Here is a 13,944-nt window from a genome sequence, read left to right on the forward strand (position 1 = left end):
ATTTCTTAATAAAAATCGCGAATACTTTTAGGAGGAAATTTATGCCGGATCAGGTATGCGGCTACGTACTTTTTCGTGCTGATATCAAAAGCTATGTAAGCTGCAAAAATAATTGCGCCAGCCGTGAAAATTTCATAAATTCCGCGCGTATAAATTCCTGGCACCGTTTAAATTTTAAAAATATCCGCCGCGACGAAATCTGCGCGTATAGTTCGCCTGGTGGGCTATGAGCTTTAAATTTTATCTCTTTCTAATCGCAGCTTTCGTCTTGCTTGCTTTAGTAGCCGTAAGTAGCGGCGGAGCGAGCATTTCGCTAGGCGACATCGCAAAATTTTTCACCTTCGGCGAGATAGACGAGACCAAGCAGCTGATTCTAACGCAAATGCGTCTGCCACGCCTCGTACTTGGAATTTTAATAGGCGCGCTGCTGGCAACTTCGGGGGTGGTTGTGCAAAGCGTATTTTTAAACCCGCTCGCAGACCCTTACATCATCGGCATCGCCTCGGCAGCGACCTTCGGCGCGGTCATAGCCTATCTACTAGGGCTTAGCGACGTTTTTTACGGAATTTTCGCGTTTTTGGCCGCCAGCGGGCTTTCACTCGTAATCTTTAAGCTCGCAGCCCATACTCGCTCGATCTCTACGCTACTGATCGTAGGTATCGCCGTGTCGTCGTTTTTGGGCGCATTTACCTCCTTTGCGGTTTATCTCATCGGAGAGGATAGCTTTAGGATTACGGCGTGGATGATGGGCTATCTGGGCGGCGCAAACTGGCAGAAGATCGCGCTTTTGCTGCCGCCGCTGCTGTTTTGCATGGCGTATTTTTACGCGAAGCGCCACGAGCTAAATATCATCTTAAACGGCGACGAGGAGGCGAAATCGCTGGGACTCAACGTCGATAAGTCCAAAAAGAGCCTACTCATCGTCTCCTCGCTCATCATCGGCTTTTCGGTCGCATTTACGGGGATGATAGGTTTCGTGGGGCTCATCATTCCGCACACGCTTCGCATGGCGCTTCATACGGCGAGCAACGCCGTGCTGATCCCTGCTAGCGCGCTTACCGGCGGAGTTTTTTTGGTTTTTTGCGACGTAATCGCTAAAAACGCCCTCTCGCCGGTAGAAATTCCGATCGGCGTGGTGACCTCCTTTTTCGGCGCGCCATTTTTTCTATACCTAGCGTTTAGGAAGCATGCATGAAAATTTCGGCGCTAAACTTCAGCTACGGCAAGCGGGCGATCTTGCGAGGCATCGAGTTAAATTTAAAGCGGGGGAAATTTTACGGGATTTTGGGTCCTAACGGCTGCGGCAAGAGCACCTTGTTAAAAAATATATTGCAAATTTTAAAGCCTGCAAGCGGCATCATCGAAATAAACGGCAAAAAAGCAAGCGAATATAGCCTCAAAGAGCTCGCCGCACTTATCGGCTTCGTGCCGCAAAAAACAGCCCTCGCAGCCGCGCTGAACGTGAATGAAATTTTACTTGCGGGCAGATTTTGCCGCCTAAAAAGCGCATTTAGCGGCTATGACGCGAGCGACCGCGACAAGGTAGAGCGAATCGCCGAGCTTTTGGACGTGAAGAAATTTTTAAATCGCAGCGCGTTTGAGCTAAGCGGCGGCGAGTTCGGGCGCGTGCTGCTTGCTAGAGCGCTCGTCAGCGAGCCTGAAATTTTACTGCTCGATGAGCCCACGGGCGCGCTAGATATGAACTACGCGATCGAGGCGATGAGGATCTGCGAAAATTTAACCAAAACGCTAAATTTAACGAGCGTCATCGTGCTGCACGATCTAAATTTAGCCTCGCTTTTTTGCGACGAAATTTTGATGCTAAAAGACGGCACAGTAAGGTATCGCGGTAGCGCGAGCGAGCTTTTTACGCCGCAGATCATAAAAGAAATTTACGGCTTTGAAGCCTTAATAGTAGAAGAAAACGGGGTAAAGTTTATACTACCCAAAAAGGAGAAATTATGAAAAAAATTCTTATAGCTTTGCTTTCGGCGAGTTTTGCGCTCGCCAACGGCCTGGTAGTGCTCGACCCCGCCGCAGTCGAGATCATCTACGCTTTAGGCGCGCAGGATCAGATCGCTGCGATCTCAACTACCTCGATGAGCAAGATCCGCCCGGAGGCAGAAACCGCGAAACTGCCTAGCGTAGGCACCTACGTAAAGCCGAATATGGAAAAGATCGTAGAACTTAAGCCCGATCTGGTTATCACGAGCTTTCACTCCGCAGGCGTTAGCGATAATCTGCAAAAACTGGGGCTTAAGAGCCTTGCGATGGATGCAAACTCCACCGCAGATATCTGCAAAAACGTAAAAGCCATCGCGACTATCGTAAAAAAAGAGAGCGAGGCGGATAAAATTTGCGCGCGGATGGATGGAATTTTTGCAGACAAACCCGCTCTTCGCGGCAAAAAAGTAGCGCTATTTTTCGGCTCAAACGCCACTATGGCCTTTAACGACAAAACCCTAGTAGGCGATATATTCGCTCGCCTAGGCGCCAAAAATATCGCAGACGGCCTAAAAGGCAGCACGCCTTCGGTATCTGCCGAATACATCCTCGAGCAAAACCCCGATATAATCGTAGTTGTGGGCGGCGAGACAGAGGATTTTTTAAAAGCAAATCCGATCCTTAGAAATACCAAAGCGGTAAAATCGGGCAAAATTTTAAAAGCTCCGACGCTCATCTTGCGCGGAAGCCCGCAGATCGGCGAGACGGTGGATGAAATTTACGCGGAGGCAACGAAATAGATGTTTAAAGAACGCATTAAATCCCACCATCGCTCCAAGCTTTTCGAGAGCGTCTCCGCAAGCGAAAATGAGCTGTTCGATGCGCTGGAGCAGCCCGCGAAAGACAGCGATTGCGTGATCTATCTGCATGTGCCGTTTTGCGACAACATCTGCTCGTTTTGTTCGATGATGCGCTCCAAGCTCGGCGACGAGCTGGACGAATACGTTAAATTTTTGATCCGCCAAATCAAAGACTACGGCGAGATGCCCTACTTCGATACCAAAAAGATCAAAAGCATCTACTTCGGCGGCGGCACGCCGAGCGTCTTTAGCGAGACGCACTTCGAAAAGGTTCTGGGCGCGCTACATAAAAATTTCAAGATCGCAGATGACTGCGAGATCAGCGTAGAGACCACGCTGCATAATCTAGATACGCAAAAAGCGCTCGCTCTGCAAAGCTTCGGCGTAAATCGCTTTAGCATCGGCGTGCAGACCTTCAGCAGACAGGGGCGCGCGCTTCTAAACCGCGTGCATAAGCCCGCTCGCGCGATAGAGCGACTAAAGGATCTTAGAGAAAAATTTGACGGCATGCTCTGCTGCGACATCATCTACAACTTCCCAAGCGAAAGCGTAGAGGAGGCGATCGCGGATGCTAATTACGTAAATGAGCTGGGACTTGATAGCGCTAGCTTTTACTCGCTGATGTTTTTCGAAGGCTCGGAGCTATCCAAAAAGATCGACACCTCCTACTACGATCTGCCGACTGATAAAAAGCTGCACCATGCCTTTGCAGAGGCACTACTGCAAAGCGGGAATTTCGAGGTTTTGGAGCTTACCAAACTTGCTCGCAAAGGGCGCGATAACTACGGCTACATCAAGCTAAGCCACAAGGGTACGGACGTCCTTCCTATCGGCAACGGCGCGGGCGGACACGTAGCGGGCTTCGGAATTTACGGCGTGTCGGGACACAAGATGATCTCGCGAATCGATGAGCGCGAAGCAAAATACGGCGTTCTAAGCAATCTGTTTCAGTATCCGATCGTAAGCTTAAACGAGCTAAAAGAGGCCCTAAGCGCGAATATTTACGACGAAGTAGTACAAAAGCTCAAAGAATTTCAAAGTTGGGGGCTTTTGGAGCTTAAGGATGAAAAATCGGTCTTGAACTTGGACGGAATTTTTTGGGGCAACAACATCAACGAAGAGATAGCAAACATCATTAGAAAGGACTTTGTATGAAAAAAATCGTGCTTTACACATCGCAAACGGGTAATACGAAAAAGGTGGGCGACGCGATCGCCGAGCAACTAAGCTGCGAGAGCCTAAATTTCCGCGACTTTGAGGGCGAGGTCGATGACTACGATTTCATAGCCTTGGGCTTTTACGTCGATAAGGGCGAAGCCGAAGCGAAATTTATGCGCTTTTTACGCAAGATTCACGGCAAGAAACTTGGCGTTTTCATGACTCTAGGCGCAGAGCCGGACGGCGAGCACTCGCGCAAGTGCCTGGATACCTTTGAAGAGGGGCTTAAAGCAAACGGCAACGAGATCATAAGGGAGTTTGCCTGCCAGGGCGCGATCGATCCGAATCTACTTGAAATGATGCGCAAAATGGCGGCCGGCGGTAACTCGCCCCACCCTATTACCCCCGAGCGACTTGCGCGCTGGGCAGAGGCTGCGAAACACCCCGACAAGAAGGATCTGGCGGACGCAAAAGCAGCATTTGCGGGGATAGAATAAAATTTAAAGCAAGCCGCGCAAACCGCTGCGCGACGCGAACAAAAATCAAATCATTAAACTCCCGCGCAATTTGAAATTTTATCTTTTGCTAAATTTGGACGATAAATTTTATTCCTATAAGCAAATTTACCGCCGCAGAAGCAGGTCTTGCTCTAGAATTTAAACGATAAAATTTCATTTCGCGCGCAACGGATCAAACAATGCCGCCGACCTTGCGCCGCAATGCGCGCTCTGAACGCGAAGCCCGCTTTTGTAAGCGACCGAGCTGCGAGTACCGTGGTCGTGCGGTCATCCAATACACGGCCCGTAGCCTTGCGACGGCCTGAGCGTGAAAAACCTGTTTCTGCGAGCAAGCGGCCTGTGAGCGCTGCGGTCGCGATCATCGGCTACCCCTGTCGTCACGTGCCGTAGGCGCCGCCGTCGGGCGCCGCTCTCCCGCCGCGCGATACCCATCCACCGCTACTAACCGCCCGCACGACAACCCGTCGCCGCTCGTCGCCCTGCCGCTTTGTCGCAGTACTGAACCCAAACCGAACCGCTAAATTTTAAATTCTACAAAAGTCTCATTGCGCGTAAATTTTAATTCGGCAAATGCGTAAAATTTAGGTAAAATTTCACCCAAACGCTTTGACGATCAAAATTTAAAAGGGCGAAGATGACGAATTTCGAATACGCTAGTCGCATTAACGAGGCTGCGAGGCTGGATCTAAATTTGGATTGCAAAGAGATCGATCTGCAGGATAAGCTTTACGGGCTTTTTCAGTGCTTTATGCCTGACGGCGTCGGCGTCGAGGCGGTGTTTGCGCCGCTGCAAAACGGCACCGAGCTGCAAGCGCGCATAATGCCGATCTACGCAGTCACGGCGCAGCGGACGCGAGAGGCGTTTGATCAAGGCGTGGCGCCCGGATATTTTTGCCCGCCGCAGGATCCGAAATTTGGTGGCGAAGCGCTTAAGAGCCTAGCTTTAGCGCACGTTCGAAATTTAAAAATTTTCGCAGAATTTCTCGGCGATGACGAGCTTTTAAAGATGCTTGGCGAAACAAAATCCGCGCGCGTGCAGGAGAGCTTTGATCTCGCGCATTACGAAGATGGGCTTGCGGACGCCGTCTATGAGGCGATCACGGAGTGGATGATAGACGCGCCCAAGCTTGATATGAAGCTATGGGTGCTCGGCGAGGCGTATTATTCGATCGACTGCGACTACCTGCTACCTGCATACTTGCAATATCCAAACTACGCGCAAAGACCGCAGGAGGACTTTTTAAAGCCCTACTTCGAGCTGTATCTGGCGGGGCGACAGATCGCGTTTGAGCGCGGCGAGGTCGTGGTTTTTACGCGCTAAATTTACGCAGGTAAAGGAAACGAATGGGCGCTCACGAAGAGCTAAAATTTGAGTCTTTCAAAAAAAAGGAAGCGAGCGACGCCCACGAACGGCTAAAATTTAAGTTCGGCAAGTATGGGCACAAATGCTTATAGCATATCCCAAAAAAAACCTGCGTCGTAATCGAGCAATCTAGCAGGTTGTCTACGTCGCGTCAAATCGCTTAAAATATTTCTGTCTTGCGTAGCCGCCGCTTTCAGCGCCTTACTGGAGCAAAATCTCCACACATCGTTGATGTTTGGATAATTAAATTTTTTCCATCACTCTGCTCCATCACTTCGTTTGTGGCACTCGAGAATTCACTCTCGCCAACGCTTGCTAGTTAGAATTTATCTAAATTTTAAAGAGGAATTTTGACGCAGAATTTTATGGAATTTCGCTGCCGAAAATCTCGCAAGCAATAAAATTCTATCGATTTACGCTCTTAAATTTGCTCAAATCGCCGCCCGTTTTATAAAATTCTTCAGCGTCGATCATCGTGCCGTCGGGCAACTTACAAACGGTGTAATCCACGCCGTTGCCATCTTTGCGGACAATCAGCTCGCCGCCGTTTTTGATACAAAAATCCCCAGCAGCGCTAGCCTCTGCGCTCACCGAAGCGAAAGCGCCCACCGCAAGCGCTACTGCAAAAAATCTCTTAAAACTCATTTAAATCCTTTCGTTTAATTTTGCCCGTTTTTAGGGTTAAGCTTAAATTTAGACGCTAGATACGCTAAACCTGCGCCTACATAAATAAACTGCCCTCCTCGAACACCGATAATAGCGTTTTAAATGTTAAATCCTACCTATAAATCCCAGCAGCGCCAAGTCCGCTCGCCGCTGCAAAATCAAAGCCATCAGACTTCATCCAATGCAAAATTTTAACATCATAAAATTTTGTCTTCAATAAAATTCTAGCGGCAAAATCCAAGCCGCATCAAAGCTATTTCTGCCGTAAAATACCGGCTATAAAAGCGAGAGTTATCACAAATACCAGCTCAGCGGCAAAGGCAAGCGCGGATCTTAAACAATCTCGTCTATAAGCGCGAGCCGTGCTCAAACCTCCTAAATTTAAGCGCCGCTAGCCGTTTTTGCGCGCAAACTCGCTCATAAAGCAGACTAGTTTTTCAACATCTTCGTAGTTTATCGCGTTGTAGATCGAGGCGCGGATGCCGCCTAAAACGCGGTGCCCTTTAAGCCCGATCATCCCCTCCGCCTCCGCCTGCGCGACGAAAACGGACTCAAGCGCGGCATCTGCGATATTAAAGCTCACGTTCATCAGGCTGCGGCTAGTTTTTTGCGCGTGGCCGCGGTAGAAGCCGCCGCTAGCATCGATCGCGCCGTAGAGTAGCGCCGCTTTGCGCTTGTTGCGCTCGTGCATCGCCGCAAGCCCGCCGATCTCGTCCTTGATCCAGCCGAGCATTAAATTTAGCATGTAAATTCCGAAAGTATTCGGGGTGTTGCTCATCGAGTCCGCATCCGCCTGCGTCTTGTAGCGCAGGATCATCGGCGTTTTTGGGTTTGCCTGGCCCAGCAGATCCTTTCGGATCGCCACCATCGTAACGCCCGCGGGGCCGCCGTTTTTCTGAATGCCTCCGTAAAACATCCCTACGCTGCTAAGATCCACGGGGCGCGAAAACAGATCGCTCGAGCTATCGACCACGAGCGGGCAGCCGCACTGCGGTAGCTGCGGATACTGCGTGCCGTAGATCGTGTTGTTCGAGCAGATGTAGCCGTAGTCGGCGTCGTCAGAAAATCTAACCTCGGGGATGCGGTCGAATTTGCTCTCCTCGCTGCTTGCGACCACGCGGTAGTTTATCCCAAGTACGCCCGCTTCCTTGATCGCCTTGCTCGTCCAGTTGCCCGTGTTGGCGTATTCTGCGACGCCGCCCGCGTATAGGTTCATCGGTACCTGCGCGAATTGCAGGCTCGCGCCGCCTTGCAAAAATAAAATCGTAAAATCATCCGAAAAGCCGTAGAGATCGCACACGCGGCTCATCGCGCTATGCAAAACCTCCTCGAAAATTTTGGTGCGGTGCGAGATCTCCATTATCGAAAATCCGAGCCCTGCGTAGTTTAGCAGCTCCTCTTGCGCTTGCTTTAGCACGCCCAGCGGGATGGTGCTAGGTCCTGCGCTAAAATTTATTACTCTATCCATTTTGCCTCCTTTAGATAATTTTTGCATTTTTGCTGAGCTGCTGCGAGCAAAGGACGAACTCGTCGTCCGCGGCAAGCTCACCTAGGGCCACCGTTTTGCCGCCCTTTTGTATTTGAACGAGGTCCTTTGTGATCTCAAAAAATTTCGCCTTTTGCGCCAAAAGATCGTCTTTGGCGCTTAGCGTATGCTCTGCGGCGCTTAGCTTGGAGCTGATGAAATTTTTAAATTTAAGCTCGAAATTTAAAAGCCCCGCGAGCGAGCCTGAAATTTTTGGCTCGACCGATTTTGATTTAAGCTGTAAAGCTGCGAGGCTCAGCACGTTTTGTGCGGATGAAATTTTATCTTTTATCAGCCTATCAAACGCGTCGCTTATGCCGTCTAGGCTCTGAAAGATCGCGCAAATATCGGGCAGCAGATCGATCATCGCGGCGGTGGGCGTGAGGCTTCGGTGATCGGCTACGAAATCGCTGATGCTAAAATCGATCTCGTGCCCTACCGCCGAGATGACGGGCGTTTTGGCTGCGTAGATCGCGCGCGCTAAGGCCTCGTCGTTGAAGCACCACAGATCCTCGCGCGAGCCGCCGCCGCGAGCGATTACGATCGCATCGTAGCCCTTCTCATCGGCTGCGTGCAGAGCGCTTATGATCGAAGCGGGCGCGCTCTCGCCTTGCACTAGTGCGTTATACAGATCGATCTTGCAAAGCGCGAAGCGGTTCTGCGCCGTGCGAAGCATATCCGCCTGCGCCGCGGAACCCGCGCTCGTGATGATCGCGATGCTTTGGGCAAATTTCGGAAGCTGTTTTTTATGTGCGGCATCAAAAAGCCCCTCTTTGCTAAGCTTATCTTTTAGCGCGGCAAACGCCGCTTCTAGCTCGCCTTCGCCGCTTTTGCGTATGTTTGATACCTGGATCTGATACGCGCCCGTGGGGGCGTATAGCGAGACTTTGCCGCTTACGATGAGCTTATCGCCCACGGCGGGGATAAAATTTATCCGCGCGGCGTTAAATTTAAACATCGCGCAATCGATCGCCGCGCTCGCGTCTTTGATCGTGAAATACCAGTGCCCGCTCGTGCTTTGAATTCTAAACTTAGATATTTCGCCCTCGACCTCGACGAAGCTAAAGCTCGTTTCCAAAAGCGTCTTGGCTTGGGCGTTTAGCTCGCTTACGCTAAGCATCGTCGCTCTTCCGCGCGATTTTCTCCGCTATGAAAAGCGTGCTGACGTCGAAGCTGAAGCCCTTTTGCACGCGCAGCTCAAAGCCCGCGTCTTTGAGCTTTTCGCTAAAGCTCGCGGCGTCTAGGAAGCTGCCGATGGAGCTTGGCAGATATTCGTAGGCTTCTTTGTTTTTTGAGATGAAGGCGCCGATTTTGGGTAAAATTTTACTTACGTAAAAATCTCTGATTTTAAACGCGAGCCCGCCGCTTGCGGCTTTGGTAAATTCCAAAACCACGAGCGAGCCGCCCGGTTTGATGATCCGATTAAACTCCGCAAGCGCCACATCCAGCTCCACGACGTTTCTTATGCCGTAGCTGATGCTTAAAATATCCACGCTCGCGCCATCCAGCGTCGTGGCGCCCGCGGTCGCTTTGATAAACTCGCAGCTAGGAAATTTTTGCCTAGCTACCTCAAGCATCCCTTCGCTCGGATCGATCCCCACGATCCGCTCGATCTGCACGCCATGCTGCGCTGCGCCATCGCGCCACGAGTTTATCATATCGCCCGTGCCGCACGCGACGTCGGCGATACTCACGAGCCTTCCTTTAAGCTTCTCAAGCGTCAGTTCGACCGCTTTTTTGCGCCACGAAACGTCCACGCCGAAGCTGATGGCGCGGTTTGCTAGATCATAGGTAGGCGCGATTTCGTCGAACATCTTTATGATTTTTTCCTGTTTTTGCACGGGTTTTCCTTATTCGTATGCTTTGATTTTACGCAGCGATCTTTTCAGAGCGCGCAAAAGAGGCTCTTTTTCATTTAAAATTTTTTCCTCCAGCTCGGCGCGGCGGTCGTTTAGGCGGGCGTCCAGAGCCAGCAGATACGCAAACGCGACGCCACTTTTATCGCTTGCTTTTTGATAGATCGCGATGAAATTTTGCCATACGCTGATATCTTGCAGCGCGCCGAAATCCTCGCAGGCGGCCTTGGTGCGTTTAAACAGCTCCCTGACGCAGCCTTCATCAAAGCTTCTTGCAAAAATTTCAAGCGCGTATCGCAGCCTCTTTAGCCCTATGCGCACGTCGTGAAATGCCTGCAGAGACGAGCCTTGCTTTAAATTTTTTAGCTCCGCGCGCAAGCTTTTAATCAGCTTACAAAGGCGAGCGGAGGCGAACTTTTTTGAAATTTTTTCATATTCGCTGCGCGCGTAGATGCCATCCGCGCCGCTTAAAAAGCCACTAATAGCGCCGTTTAAATCTGCAAATTCAGCGCTAGAAAGAAATTTTAAAATTTTATCCTCCGAGCGCTTTGCGATAAGATTTAGCTGCTGCAAAAAGCTCGCAGGCGCGTCGTCGGCTTTTAAAAACTCCGCAAAAACGTGAAGATCTCGCAGCTGATTGGTGCGGCTCATGAAATCTGCGAGAAGTTTTAAAATTTCATCCTTTTTTTCCGCTTCGAAAAGCGGCGCGGATAGCTTCAAAACGGCTCTAAATTTGCGGATCTGCACGCGCAGCTCGTGAAGAGCTTCGGGGGAGAGGTTTTTTTGATACTCGCTTTTTGCGGCGCACGCTCTCGTCCACGCCAGCTCAAGCGCCAAGCGCGCGAGCTTAACGCTGTCCGCATAGGGCGGAGCGATAAATTTAACTCGGCTAAATTTTTCAAAAACGTTGCGAGCATGCGCGAAATCAAGCGAGCGCGGCGGGATACCGTAGCGCGCCAGATAGCGGCTTTTGTAGCGGTAATCGTCGGTGATCTCGCAAAAATCGGTGCTGCCGAAGGTTTTTACAAAATCAAAATTTGCGCTTGCCGCCTCGCTTTGAAATTTCGCTCGTAAAATCACGAGCGTGCTTAGCTCGCCGCCGTAAAGCTCTAGCCAAAATTCCGCTTCGTCGCTGGCAAAGCCGTAGCGGTTCTTTTGCACGACGCGGGCGATCCTGCTTTTTAAAGCCTCTTTGAAATCATCTTTTGAAATTTTAAAATTTAGAGTTTGTCTGTCGAGATCCTCTTTTTTGTGGTGCAAAGAGCATTCGTCGTTTTGGCGGATATAATAAATTTCGGGATAGAACGAAGTATAAAACCAAGCGATCTTTACCTTGCGACATTTCAGCCCCGCACGCTCTAGCGTCCGCAGAATCGAATCGTCGCTCAATAAAAATTTACGCTTAGTTTGCATACCCGCTCCAAAAATAAAGTGGGTAATAATAGCAGAAAATTCTTTAAACTATCTACACTTTTCGCAGTCTTCGACCGTAGCGGTGATATTTAGCTTGCGGATGAAATTGCCAGCTTTGCGCTCGATGTTTTTCAAAACGTCCTTATTAAAGGCATCATCCATGAAAAGATCCGTGACGTTGCCGCATTTTTCGCATACGACGTGGATGTGCGGCATCTGATAAATGTCGTAGCGGCTCTTTTTATTCGGCGCATTGACCTCGACTACGACGCCCTCGTCGAGCAGGGTGTTTAAATTTTTATAAACCGTCGCTAGCGAAATAGATGGATAGTCCTCCTTGATCCCCTCGTATAGGTCATCTATACTTGGATGTTCGTGGCGATCGAGCACCTTTAGGATGCACAATCTTTGAGGAGTTGCTTTCAAACCGCAAGTTTTGAGTAGTTCTACGTGGCTCATTTTTGTCCTTCAAAAAATTTTAAAAAGATATTATCAAATTTTACTTTAAACAAAGTTGATATTAACTAATACTTTTTATCACTTAATATTCGCTCGGTTAGAGTTTGGATATCTAAGCCCAAGCTACACTCCACGTCGGCGGTCTTGCCGTGCGGTAAAAAGATATCAGCAAATTCGAAGCTCACGATCTTTACGTCCGAAATTTCATTTTCTTGCAAAAATGCGCTTAAAATTTCACCGACGCCGCCCTTTTTAGCATTGTCGCTAAAGACGTACCAAATTTTATCCTTGCGAGCTAAGCTTCGCAAAAACTCGTCGTCCAAAGGCTTTGCAAAGACTAGATCCACGACGTCCGCCTCGATCTGCCCCTTCAGCGCCGCAGCCGTTTTATACGCCCTGCCTGCGCCGTTTCCGTAGCCGATGAGAGCTACGCGCGCGCTATCGCTGCGCTTTAAAAACACCGATTTGGCAAGCTCTACCGCAGATGCGCCGGTCTCGTCGCAGCCCAAGATAAAGCTTCCGCGCGGATAGCGGATCGCCAAAACCCCCTCGTGCGCGTAGGAGTACTCGATGATCCGTTTAAAGCTCGCCTCGTCCCGCGGCGCGCACATGCTAACGTTCGGGATCGCGTTTAAGAAGCTCACGTCAAAGACCCCCTCATGCGTCTCGCCGTCCTCGCCCACGATGCCCGCGCGGTCCATCGCAAGGACTAAGCTTAAGTTCATAATCGCCGCGTCATGGATGATCTGATCAAACGCGCGCTGCATGAAGGTTGAATATATCGTAACGTACGGCTTAAAACCCTCGCGCGCCATCGCAGCCATCGAGCTTAGCGCGTGAGGCTCCGCGATCGCGACGTCCCAGAAGCGGTGGGGAAATTTCTCGATCAGCTTATCCATGCCGGTGCCGCTTGGCATCGCGGCGGTCACACCCACGACGTTTTCATGCTTGGCGGCTAAATTTAAAAGCGCCTCGGCGTAAATTTGCGTGGCACTTTTGGCGGCGGATTTTTTCTTAAATTCTCCGCTTTGAATATCGAAAGGTCCTACGCCGTGCCAGCTCTCCAAATAGCCCTCGGCCTTGTCGTAACCCTTGCCTTTGATCGTTTGAGCATGTACGACGACGGGCTTACGCGCGCTTTTTGCCGTCTTTAGCGCCGATATTAGATCCTCTAGATTATGCCCGTCCACGGGACCGATGTAATCAAGCCCAAGCTCCTCAAAATACATCCCAGGGATAATGAGCTTTAAGGAATTTTCAAAGCGCTTTGCCATGTATGTCGCGCTTTGCGGGGCGTGCGAGAGCAGCTCTCTTACGTGGGATTTAAATTTTTGATAGGTCTCGCCCGCCATCGCTTGGCTTAGGTATTTGCTAAAGGCGCCGATGGGCTTGCTGATACTCATTTTGTTGTCGTTTAGGATGATGATGCAGGGCAAGCGCAGATCTCCTAGCTCGTTCATCGCCTCATAGGTCATGCCGCCGCTCATAGATCCGTCGCCGATGAGTACGACCGGCACGCGATCTTCGTGCTTTAGACTGATCGCTTTTGCCGCGCCCACGGCCAAAGAGATCGACGTCGAGGCGTGTCCTGCGACGAAGTAGTCAAATTTACTCTCGCTAGGCTTCGTGTAGCCGCTGATACCGCCGAACTGCCTAAGCGAGCCGAACTCCTCCCAGCGATCCGTTAGGAGCTTGTGCGCGTAGCTTTGGTGGCTTACGTCGAAGATAAACGGATCGCTCGCGGCGTCAAATACGTAGTGCATCGCCACGATGAGCTCAACCGCGCCCATATTTGAGCTTAGATGGCCGCCGTTTTTGCTCACGACTTCGATTATGCGCGCTCTGATCTGCGTGCAAAGCTCCCGTAGCTCCTCTAGGCTTTTATTTTTAATATCCACTTAAAATTTCTCCCAGAGCGCCCAAGACGCGATCGTTTGCTCAGGCGTGCCGATGGTGATGCGCACGGCGTTTAGCCCGTAGCTTTTTAAATTTCTAATGATGATGCCGCGGCGCAGAAGCTGCTCGCAAAGCTCGCTGCTATCTATTGGCACTCTAAGTTTAAACGTGATGAAATTTGCATAGCTAGGGATAAATTCTAAATTTCGCTCGCGCGCAAAATCCTCGAAGCGGCTCATCTGCGCGGCGTTGTTTTTCAGGCTCTTTTGCACGAAAGCCTCATCTT

At 50.4% G+C, this 13,944-nt stretch carries 13 protein-coding genes and 1 pseudogene; 6 read left to right on the top strand and 8 right to left on the bottom strand.

All coding sequences use genetic code 11. From position 1 onward, the window contains the following. Positions 1 to 226 precede the first annotated feature (226 nt). The 6 genes from Q0174_RS03710 to Q0174_RS03735 all read left to right on the top strand — a co-directional run bounded on the left by Q0174_RS03710 (position 227) and on the right by Q0174_RS03735 (position 5,801). Complete coding sequence (locus Q0174_RS03710) at positions 227 to 1,195, top strand: iron ABC transporter permease (protein WP_298041741.1); 969 nt, start codon at positions 227 to 229, stop codon at positions 1,193 to 1,195. Then, positions 1,192 to 1,965, top strand: a complete 774-nt coding sequence (locus Q0174_RS03715; protein WP_298041742.1) for an ABC transporter ATP-binding protein — start codon at positions 1,192 to 1,194, stop codon at positions 1,963 to 1,965. The genes Q0174_RS03710 and Q0174_RS03715 overlap by 4 nt, the downstream gene beginning before the upstream one ends. Next, entirely contained in the window at positions 1,962 to 2,744 is a 783-nt protein-coding gene (locus tag Q0174_RS03720) for an ABC transporter substrate-binding protein (protein WP_298041743.1), read from the top strand. Before Q0174_RS03715 ends, Q0174_RS03720 begins: the two co-directional genes overlap by 4 nt. Further along, positions 2,745 to 3,959 carry a radical SAM protein gene (locus tag Q0174_RS03725; protein ID WP_298041744.1) on the top strand — a complete coding sequence of 405 codons (1,215 nt, stop codon included), beginning with the start codon at positions 2,745 to 2,747 and terminating at the stop codon, positions 3,957 to 3,959. Further along, positions 3,956 to 4,459, top strand: a complete 504-nt coding sequence (locus Q0174_RS03730) for a flavodoxin family protein (RefSeq protein ID WP_298041745.1) — start codon at positions 3,956 to 3,958, stop codon at positions 4,457 to 4,459. The genes Q0174_RS03725 and Q0174_RS03730 overlap by 4 nt, the downstream gene beginning before the upstream one ends. A gap of 655 nt (positions 4,460 to 5,114) precedes the next feature. After that, a complete protein-coding gene (locus Q0174_RS03735; RefSeq protein WP_298041746.1) occupies positions 5,115 to 5,801 on the top strand; it encodes a hypothetical protein in 687 nt (228 codons plus the stop codon). A gap of 447 nt (positions 5,802 to 6,248) precedes the next feature. On the opposite strand, the gene Q0174_RS03740 is transcribed toward Q0174_RS03735, so the two are convergent. The 8 genes and pseudogenes from Q0174_RS03740 to Q0174_RS03775 form a co-directional block, all read right to left on the bottom strand. Continuing rightward, on the bottom strand, positions 6,249 to 6,488 hold the full coding sequence (locus tag Q0174_RS03740; RefSeq protein WP_177388543.1) for a DUF333 domain-containing protein: 240 nt from the start codon (positions 6,486 to 6,488) through the stop codon (positions 6,249 to 6,251). Between the two features lie 412 nt (positions 6,489 to 6,900). Next, positions 6,901 to 7,977, bottom strand: a complete 1,077-nt coding sequence (gene serC / locus Q0174_RS03745; protein WP_298041747.1) for a 3-phosphoserine/phosphohydroxythreonine transaminase — start codon at positions 7,975 to 7,977, stop codon at positions 6,901 to 6,903. Between the two features lie 10 nt (positions 7,978 to 7,987). Beyond that, entirely contained in the window at positions 7,988 to 9,154 is a 1,167-nt protein-coding gene (gene xseA / locus Q0174_RS03750; RefSeq protein WP_298041748.1) for an exodeoxyribonuclease VII large subunit, read from the bottom strand. Continuing rightward, entirely contained in the window at positions 9,147 to 9,875 is a 729-nt protein-coding gene (ubiE, locus tag Q0174_RS03755) for a bifunctional demethylmenaquinone methyltransferase/2-methoxy-6-polyprenyl-1,4-benzoquinol methylase UbiE (RefSeq protein WP_298041749.1), read from the bottom strand. The genes xseA and ubiE overlap by 8 nt, the downstream gene beginning before the upstream one ends. A gap of 9 nt (positions 9,876 to 9,884) precedes the next feature. Then, entirely contained in the window at positions 9,885 to 11,303 is a 1,419-nt protein-coding gene (locus Q0174_RS03760) for a CHAD domain-containing protein (protein WP_298041750.1), read from the bottom strand. 48 nt (positions 11,304 to 11,351) lie between these two features. Beyond that, positions 11,352 to 11,762 (bottom strand): Fur family transcriptional regulator, encoded by a 411-nt coding sequence (locus tag Q0174_RS03765; RefSeq protein WP_005869540.1) that lies wholly within the window; start codon positions 11,760 to 11,762, stop codon positions 11,352 to 11,354. 65 nt (positions 11,763 to 11,827) lie between these two features. Further along, positions 11,828 to 13,660 carry a 1-deoxy-D-xylulose-5-phosphate synthase gene (gene dxs / locus Q0174_RS03770; protein WP_298041751.1) on the bottom strand — a complete coding sequence of 611 codons (1,833 nt, stop codon included), beginning with the start codon at positions 13,658 to 13,660 and terminating at the stop codon, positions 11,828 to 11,830. Further along, positions 13,661 to 13,944, bottom strand: a pseudogene (locus Q0174_RS03775) (histidinol-phosphate transaminase); the annotation flags it as partial.

The sequence above is a fragment of the uncultured Campylobacter sp. genome (assembly GCF_937996225.1).
In the GTDB taxonomy this organism is placed as follows: domain Bacteria; phylum Campylobacterota; class Campylobacteria; order Campylobacterales; family Campylobacteraceae; genus Campylobacter_B.

Excerpts from the sequence above, each read along its gene's own strand:
- Q0174_RS03710 (WP_298041741.1), top strand. The coding sequence starts at position 227 with ATGAGCTTTAAATTTTATCTCTTTCTAATCGCAGCTTTCGTCTTGCTT.
- Q0174_RS03715 (WP_298041742.1), top strand. The coding sequence starts at position 1,192 with ATGAAAATTTCGGCGCTAAACTTCAGCTACGGCAAGCGGGCGATCTTG.
- Q0174_RS03720 (WP_298041743.1), top strand. The coding sequence starts at position 1,962 with ATGAAAAAAATTCTTATAGCTTTGCTTTCGGCGAGTTTTGCGCTCGCC.
- Q0174_RS03725 (WP_298041744.1), top strand. The coding sequence starts at position 2,745 with ATGTTTAAAGAACGCATTAAATCCCACCATCGCTCCAAGCTTTTCGAG.
- Q0174_RS03730 (WP_298041745.1), top strand. The coding sequence starts at position 3,956 with ATGAAAAAAATCGTGCTTTACACATCGCAAACGGGTAATACGAAAAAG.
- Q0174_RS03735 (WP_298041746.1), top strand. The coding sequence starts at position 5,115 with ATGACGAATTTCGAATACGCTAGTCGCATTAACGAGGCTGCGAGGCTG.
- Q0174_RS03740 (WP_177388543.1), bottom strand. The coding sequence starts at position 6,488 with ATGAGTTTTAAGAGATTTTTTGCAGTAGCGCTTGCGGTGGGCGCTTTC.
- serC (WP_298041747.1), bottom strand. The coding sequence starts at position 7,977 with ATGGATAGAGTAATAAATTTTAGCGCAGGACCTAGCACCATCCCGCTG.
- xseA (WP_298041748.1), bottom strand. The coding sequence starts at position 9,154 with ATGCTTAGCGTAAGCGAGCTAAACGCCCAAGCCAAGACGCTTTTGGAA.
- Q0174_RS03760 (WP_298041750.1), bottom strand. The coding sequence starts at position 11,303 with ATGCAAACTAAGCGTAAATTTTTATTGAGCGACGATTCGATTCTGCGG.
- Q0174_RS03765 (WP_005869540.1), bottom strand. The coding sequence starts at position 11,762 with ATGAGCCACGTAGAACTACTCAAAACTTGCGGTTTGAAAGCAACTCCT.